8 protein-coding genes are annotated in these 6,240 nt (G+C 71.6%); all 8 read left to right on the top strand.

All coding sequences use genetic code 11. The annotated features are described in order from the left end of the window. A partial coding sequence (locus VSO01S_RS25615; protein WP_153305442.1) for a DUF4118 domain-containing protein occupies window positions 1-1,558 on the top strand: 1,558 nt, incomplete at its 5' end. Continuing rightward, the gene (gene kdpE / locus VSO01S_RS25610) at window positions 1,555-2,259 is read left to right on the top strand and encodes a two-component system response regulator KdpE (protein ID WP_068645591.1); all 705 of its coding nucleotides are present in this window, start codon (window positions 1,555-1,557) and stop codon (window positions 2,257-2,259) included. The genes VSO01S_RS25615 and kdpE, both read left to right, overlap by 4 nt. A gap of 204 nt (window positions 2,260-2,463) precedes the next feature. Beyond that, complete coding sequence (locus tag VSO01S_RS25605; protein ID WP_068645590.1) at window positions 2,464-2,760, top strand: hypothetical protein; 297 nt, start codon at window positions 2,464-2,466, stop codon at window positions 2,758-2,760. Between the two features lie 159 nt (window positions 2,761-2,919). Beyond that, window positions 2,920-3,249 (top strand): hypothetical protein, encoded by a 330-nt coding sequence (locus VSO01S_RS25600; protein ID WP_068645589.1) that lies wholly within the window; start codon window positions 2,920-2,922, stop codon window positions 3,247-3,249. A 41-nt stretch (window positions 3,250-3,290) separates the two neighbouring features. After that, window positions 3,291-3,509 (top strand): hypothetical protein, encoded by a 219-nt coding sequence (locus tag VSO01S_RS25595; protein ID WP_153305441.1) that lies wholly within the window; start codon window positions 3,291-3,293, stop codon window positions 3,507-3,509. Between the two features lie 41 nt (window positions 3,510-3,550). Then, window positions 3,551-4,321 (top strand): pseudouridine synthase, encoded by a 771-nt coding sequence (locus tag VSO01S_RS25590; RefSeq protein ID WP_068645587.1) that lies wholly within the window; start codon window positions 3,551-3,553, stop codon window positions 4,319-4,321. Window positions 4,322-4,427: 106 nt separating this feature from the next. Further along, complete coding sequence (locus VSO01S_RS25585; RefSeq protein ID WP_068645586.1) at window positions 4,428-5,087, top strand: response regulator; 660 nt, start codon at window positions 4,428-4,430, stop codon at window positions 5,085-5,087. Further along, on the top strand, window positions 5,084-6,240 hold a 1,157-nt coding region (locus VSO01S_RS25580; RefSeq protein WP_245684329.1), incomplete at its 3' end, for a sensor histidine kinase. The genes VSO01S_RS25585 and VSO01S_RS25580, both read left to right, overlap by 4 nt.

Raw genomic sequence — 6,240 nt, 5'->3', positions numbered from 1 at the left:
CGAGGAAGACATTGCCGCGGCGCCGCGCGCCCGCTGGCCGGGCTACGCCTGGGCGGCGGCGGCCAGCGTGCTCATCACCTTGCTGGCCATGCCGCTGCTGCATGTGCTCGAGGGCGCGAACATCGTCATGCTCTACTTGCTGGGCGTGGTGGGGGTGGCGTTGCGTTTCGGCCGCGGGCCGGCGGCCTTCGGCGCGCTGCTCAACGTGGCGGCCTTCGACTTCTTCTTCGTCGACCCGCGCCTGTCCTTCAGCGTGAGCGACTGGCAGTACCTGGTCACCTTCGCGGTGATGAGCGCGGTGGGGCTGGTCATCGGCCAGCTCACCGCGGGCCTGCGTTTTGCGGCCGGCGTGTCGGCCAGCCGCGAGCGGCGCGCGCGCTCGCTGTTCGAGCTCACGCGCGATCTGTCGGCCGCGCTGCAGGCCGAGCAGGTGGCGAGCCTGGGCGCGGCGGCGGTGCAGGGGCATTTCGGTGGCCCGGCGCTGGTGCTGCCCACCGACGAAGGCGACCGCCTGCTGCTGCCTGCGGCGCCGCCGCCCGGCTTCGATGCCGGCGTGGCCGACTGGGCGTTCCGCCACGGCCAGCCGGCCGGCCTCGCCACGGCCACCCTGTCGGCGCAGAGCTGGCACTACGTGCCGCTGAAGGCCCCCATGCGGGTGCGCGGCGTGCTGGCGCTGCAGCCGGCGCATGCGCGCTGGCTGCACATTCCGGAGCAGTCGCAGCAACTGGACACGCTTGCCCGCCAGATCGCCATTGCGCTGGAGCGGGTGCACTATGTGGACGTGGCGCAGCGCGCCGTGGTGGAGATCGAATCCGAGCGCCTTCGCAACGCGCTGCTGGGCGCCATCTCGCACGACGTGCGCACGCCGCTCACCGCACTCATCGCCCTGGCCGAGAGCCTGCGCGAACTGCCCGAAGGCCCGCAGGCCAGGGCGGCGCGGGCCATCGTGGCGCAGGCGCACGAACTCAATGCCCTGGTGGGCAACCTGCTGGACATGGCGCGGCTGGAGAGCGGCGCGGCCGGCGGCGCGGTGAACCTGCGGCGCGAGTGGCAGAGCGTGGAGGAAACGGTGGGCGCCGCCATCCGCGCCGCGCGCACCGCGCTGGGCGGCGTAGCCGTGCAGACCCGCCTGCCGCCGGACCTGCCGCTGGTGGAGTTCGACGCGGTGCTCATCGAGCGCGTGCTGGTCAACCTGCTGGAAAACGCCGCCAAGTACGGCGCGCCGCCCATCGTCGTGTCGGCTCGCGTTACGGACAGCACGCTGGAGATTGCGGTGCGCGACCACGGCCCCGGCTTGCCGGCGCGGCTGAAGGGGCGCGAGCACCAGCTCTTCGACAAGTTCACCCGGGGCCAGGCGGAGTCGGCCACGCCCGGCGTCGGGCTGGGGCTGGCCATCTGCAAGGCCATCGTGGGCGCGCACGGCGGCGACATCCACGCCGCGAGCGTCGATGCGGCCGAGGGCGGCGGTGCAGAATTCACCGTCACCCTGCCGCGGCGCGCGCCGCCGCCCGAACCGCCGCTGGCCGACGAATCCGCCGAATCCGCATCGCCCCCATGAGCAACTCCCAACCCACCGCCGTCGTCATCGAGGACGAGCCGCAGATCCGCCGCTTCGTGCGCGGTGCGCTGGAGGATGAAGGCTGGCAGGTGCACGAAGCCGCCACGCTGCGCGACGGGCTGGCCGCGGCCGGCACGCGCCAGCCGGACCTGATCGTGCTGGACCTGGGCCTGCCCGACGGCGATGGCGTCGGCCTGATCCGCGACGTGCGGGGCTGGTCCAGCGTGCCCATCATCGTGCTGTCGGCACGCGCGCAGGAGGCCGACAAGATCGATGCGCTGGATGCCGGCGCGGACGACTACCTCACCAAGCCTTTCGGCACCGGCGAGCTGCTGGCCCGCGTGCGTGCCAACCTGCGGCGGCCGCGCGCCGCGGCGGGCGGCGAAGAGGCGGCGTCATCTTCCTCGTTCCGCTTTGGCGACGTGGAGGTGGACCGCAGCGCGCGCATCGTGCGGCGTTCGGGGGCCGAGGTGCACCTCACGCCCACCGAGTACCGGCTGCTGCTGGTGCTGGTGAACAACGCCGGCCGGGTGCTGACGCAGCGGCAACTTCTGCGTGAGGTGTGGGGCCCGGCGCATTCCGGCCAGAGCCACTACCTGCGCATCTACATGGGGCACCTGCGGCAAAAGCTCGAGGCCGATCCGGCGCAGCCGCGGCATCTGCTGACCGAGACGGCGGTCGGGTATCGGCTGGTGGCTTAGTCGGCTGCTAGACTCCGCCACATGCCTTCCCGCACGTCCGTCCTCGCGATTATTCGAATTCCCCGCTGACCGGGCACGTGCGCGTCGTCCCGGTCAGCCGGGTCGACGCTACTGGCGATATCTCCTTCGCCTCCCTTCGATCCACGCGCAATCTCCGTTGCCATCCTGCGCAGGCTGGCCGTTGCACGAACCCGGATTGAAGCCATGAACCCTCTTGCGAACCCTTCCCGAACAGAACCCGGCCTCGAGCAGGTCTATCTCGTCGAGCGCGATGCCGGCCTGCTGTGCCGCATCCTCGGCCTGTATGCGGCGCGGGGCATCGACGTGCTGCATGTCGACTACGCCTACGCCGCGCAACATGTCATGAAGCTGCAGGTCTCCGTCGCAGGCACGCTGGCCGAGACGGAGGAGGCGGTGCGGGTGCTCGTCGACAAGGCCTCGACCTTCATCGGCGTGCTCGCGGCGTCCGACCAGCCTGCGGTGGTGAAGCGGGCGGCTTGAGTCCGGTGCAGGGTGACGGGGCCGCCTCCCTGTCGAAGAAGCCGCGTGAGCGAGTCTGCGGGAGTGCCAACAAGTTGGCGTTTTCAGGCGCCCCTGGTCGCAAGGCCAGTCCGTTTGGACTAGTAGGACGAGGGCTTCGACTGGGTACTATCGGCTTACATGTTCTCCAGCACGCCAAGCCTCTCTCCGATCTTCAGCCCGCGCCTTGCCAAAGTCGGCAGGAACGCTGCCAGCGCACTGGCAGCCAGCCGCCTGGCCCCGGTCGACGAGGCCCCGCCCGTGCGTCGGCTCACCGCCGGCGAGATCCACCTGATCAGCCTGAGGTGGAAAGCCAAGGGGCGCGCCGGCGATGAAAACGCCATGCGCGTCGCCGAGGCGCTGGAATGGGTGGCCAGGCGCCGCGCCAGCGAGAAAAAGCCGAAACCGTTGAACGTGCTGGCACGCCGCCTGTGCGCCTGGATGGGCCCGAAGCGATCCGCCCGGACCTGAACACGCTGGCCACCTGCAACCGACGCCCCCAGAACCCTGTCATGCGCAATTTCTTCCAGCCCCGCCGCATCGAGCCGGCACCCAAGCCGGCCCAGCCCAGCAGACCCACTTCGCCAGCCACGGCCATGCCGCATCTGCAAACCCGCGCCGAACTGGAAGACGGCGTCACGGTCAGCGAGTTGTCGGAGCTGGAAGCACGGGCCCTTTGCGCCCGCGAAGGCATCGCGTTCTTCTGGCGCGAGCCGGCCGTGAGCGTCTAGGGAGCGGCCGGCCGGCCGCGGCCTTGCGCGAAAATCGGGGCATGTCCGCCAGCCCTACCGACCCCGTCCGACTCAACAAACGCATGGCCGAGCTCGGCCTGTGCTCGCGCCGCGAGGCCGACGAGTGGATCGAGCGCGGCTGGGTGCGAGTGAACGGCGAGCCGGCCGCCATGGGCGTGAAGGTGCTGCCGGCCGACCGCATCGAGGTCGATCCCAAGGCACGCGGCCAGCAGGCCCAGCAGGTCACCATCCTCCTGCACAAGCCGGTGGGCTACGTCAGCGGCCAGGCCGAGGACGGCCACGAGCCCGCGGCCAGCCTGATCGGCCCGCGCAGCCACTGGAAGGGCGACGGCAGCCCCATGCGCTTTTCGCCGGCGCAACTGCGCGGGCTGGCGCCGGCGGGGCGGCTGGACATCGACTCGGTGGGCCTCCTGGTGCTCACGCAGGACGGCCGGGTGGCGCGCCAGCTCATCGGCGAAGACTCCGAGGTCGAGAAGGAGTACCTGGTGCGCGTGGCCTACGGGCCGGTCAGCACCAACCCGCAAGCCGCCTTTCCGCCCGAGCAGCTGGCGCGGCTGCGCCACGGCCTGAGCCTGGACGGGCAGCCGCTCAAGCGCGCGCAGGTGAGCTGGCAGAACCCCGAGCAGCTGCGCTTCGTGCTCACCGAGGGCAAGAAGCGCCAGATCCGCCGCATGTGCGAACTCGTGGGCCTGAAGGTGGTCGGACTCAAGCGCATCCGCATCGGGCGCGTCATGCTGGGCCACCTGCCGCAGGGGCAGTGGCGCTACCTGGCGCCGCACGAGCGCTTCTGAGCGGCCCCCGTCGAATCTCCGCGCGCTCATCGTGGGCTAAGTCATCGGCGCTAGGCTGGCGCGGCGGCCGCGTATGCCGGCTTCATTTCTGGCAAGGACAAGAACAATGCGCGTGTTGCTGGCAGAAGACGACGAGATGATCGGCCGCAGCCTGGTGCAGGCGCTCGAAGGCGCTGGCTGGTCGGCCGACTGGGTGCGCACCGGGCCGCTGGCCCAGAGCGCCATGGCGGACGGCGACTACACCTGCGTGCTGCTCGACCTGGGCCTGCCCGTGCAGGACGGCACCGAGGTGCTGCGCCGCGCACGCCAGAGCGGCGACACCACGCCGGTGATCGTGCTCACCGCGCGCGGCGGGTTGGACGACCGCATCCAGGGGCTGGACCTGGGGGCCGACGACTACCTGCGCAAGCCCTTCGAGTTCCGCGAACTGCTCGCGCGCATGCGCGCGGTGGTGCGCCGGCGCGACGGCAGCGCGCAATCGGTGATCGGCACCGCCGCCCTGCAGCTCGACCTGGGCACGCGCGAGGTCTTCGTCGACGGGCGGCGCGAGGCCCTCACGGCCCGCGAGTTCGCCCTGCTGCATGCGCTGCTGGAGCGGCCGGGCACCATTCTCTCGCGCGAGCAGCTCGAGAACCGCATCTACGGCTGGGGCGAGGAAGTGACCAGCAATGCCATCGACGTGCTCATCCACGGCATGCGCCGCAAGCTCGGCCCCGATGCCATCCGCAACGTGCGGGGCCTGGGATGGCGGGTGATGTCGGCGTGACCCGCGGGAGTGGCGCCAGGCCGCACTCGCTGCGCCGCCAGCTCTGGTGGTGGCTGGTGGCGCTGCACCTGGCGGCCATGGCGCTTACCGGGCTCTTTTCCTACCAGGCCTATGGCCGGCTGATCGGCATCTTCATGGACGAGCAGATGCGCCTGGTGGCCGACTCCTATGCCGCAGGCGCGCAGGCGCACCGGTTGCAGCCGCTGGCCAGCCAGAAGGCGCTGGCCGCCGGTGCTTTCGTGGTGCAGATCTGGAGCGCGGACGGCCGCACGCTGCTGGCCAGCTCCTGGCCCTCCCTCGGCCTGCCGCTGCAAACCCAGCCCGGCTTTTCCACCGTCGATTGGCGCACCGAGGGGGACGACCGATGGCGCGTGTACACCGGGGCGGCTGCGGATGCGGCGCAGCAGGAGCCGGCCGACAGGCCGCGGGTGCAGGTGGTGCAAAGCGCCTCGTTCCGTCAGCAGCGCGCCACGCACCGCGCGCTGCTCGAAAGCCTGCCCATCGTGCTGCTGCTGCCAGTGTCGCTCTTGATGCTGTGGCTGATCGTGGCGGCCGGCTCGCGCTCGCTGCGCGAGGTGGCCCGCGACGTGGCGGCGCAGGACGAGCGCAACCCGGCCGGGCTGCCCGTGGCCCGCGTGCCGGAGGAAATCGGCCCGCTGGTGGTAGCCTTCAACAGCCTGCTGGCGCGCCTGCGCGGGGCGCTGGACACGCAGCGCCGCTTCGTGCAGGACGCGGCTCACGAACTGCGCACGCCCATCACCGCCATCGGGCTGCAGGTGGAGAACCTGCGCGGCCTCATACCGCCGGGCGAGGCCGCGCAGCGCTTCGAGCAGCTCGAGGCCGGCGTGCGGCGCGCCGCCCACCTGACCGAGCAGCTGCTTCGCCTCTCGCGCGAAGACGCGCCGCCGGCCGTCGCGGGCGGCGCCATGGCGGAAGACACCGACCTGGCCGCGGTGCTGCGCGAGAGCGTGGGCCAGTTCATGCCGCTGGCCGACAGGCGCCGCATCGACGTCGGCTTCGACGGGCCGGCCGGCGTGCGGGTGCCGGTGCCCGCGGCCGAGCTGCGCAGCATCTTCGACAACCTCATCGACAACGCCATCCGCCATGCCCCGGAAGGCAGCGCGGTGGACGTGCGGCTGCGCGGCGGCGCGGG

Origin of the sequence: Variovorax soli NBRC 106424 (genome assembly GCF_001591385.1) — a bacterium.
Taxonomy (GTDB): domain Bacteria; phylum Pseudomonadota; class Gammaproteobacteria; order Burkholderiales; family Burkholderiaceae_C; genus Variovorax; species Variovorax soli.
The sequence above is the reverse complement of the archived record's forward strand: the minus strand, read 5'-3'. Positions and strand labels throughout refer to the sequence as shown.

What these genes read in the sequence shown, in the direction of transcription:
- VSO01S_RS25605 (WP_068645590.1), top strand. Translation starts at nt 2,464, where the DNA reads ATGAACCCTCTTGCGAACCCTTCCCGAACAGAACCCGGCCTCGAGCAG.
- VSO01S_RS25600 (WP_068645589.1), top strand. Translation starts at nt 2,920, where the DNA reads ATGTTCTCCAGCACGCCAAGCCTCTCTCCGATCTTCAGCCCGCGCCTT.
- kdpE (WP_068645591.1), top strand. Translation starts at nt 1,555, where the DNA reads ATGAGCAACTCCCAACCCACCGCCGTCGTCATCGAGGACGAGCCGCAG.
- VSO01S_RS25585 (WP_068645586.1), top strand. Translation starts at nt 4,428, where the DNA reads ATGCGCGTGTTGCTGGCAGAAGACGACGAGATGATCGGCCGCAGCCTG.
- VSO01S_RS25595 (WP_153305441.1), top strand. Translation starts at nt 3,291, where the DNA reads ATGCGCAATTTCTTCCAGCCCCGCCGCATCGAGCCGGCACCCAAGCCG.
- VSO01S_RS25590 (WP_068645587.1), top strand. Translation starts at nt 3,551, where the DNA reads ATGTCCGCCAGCCCTACCGACCCCGTCCGACTCAACAAACGCATGGCC.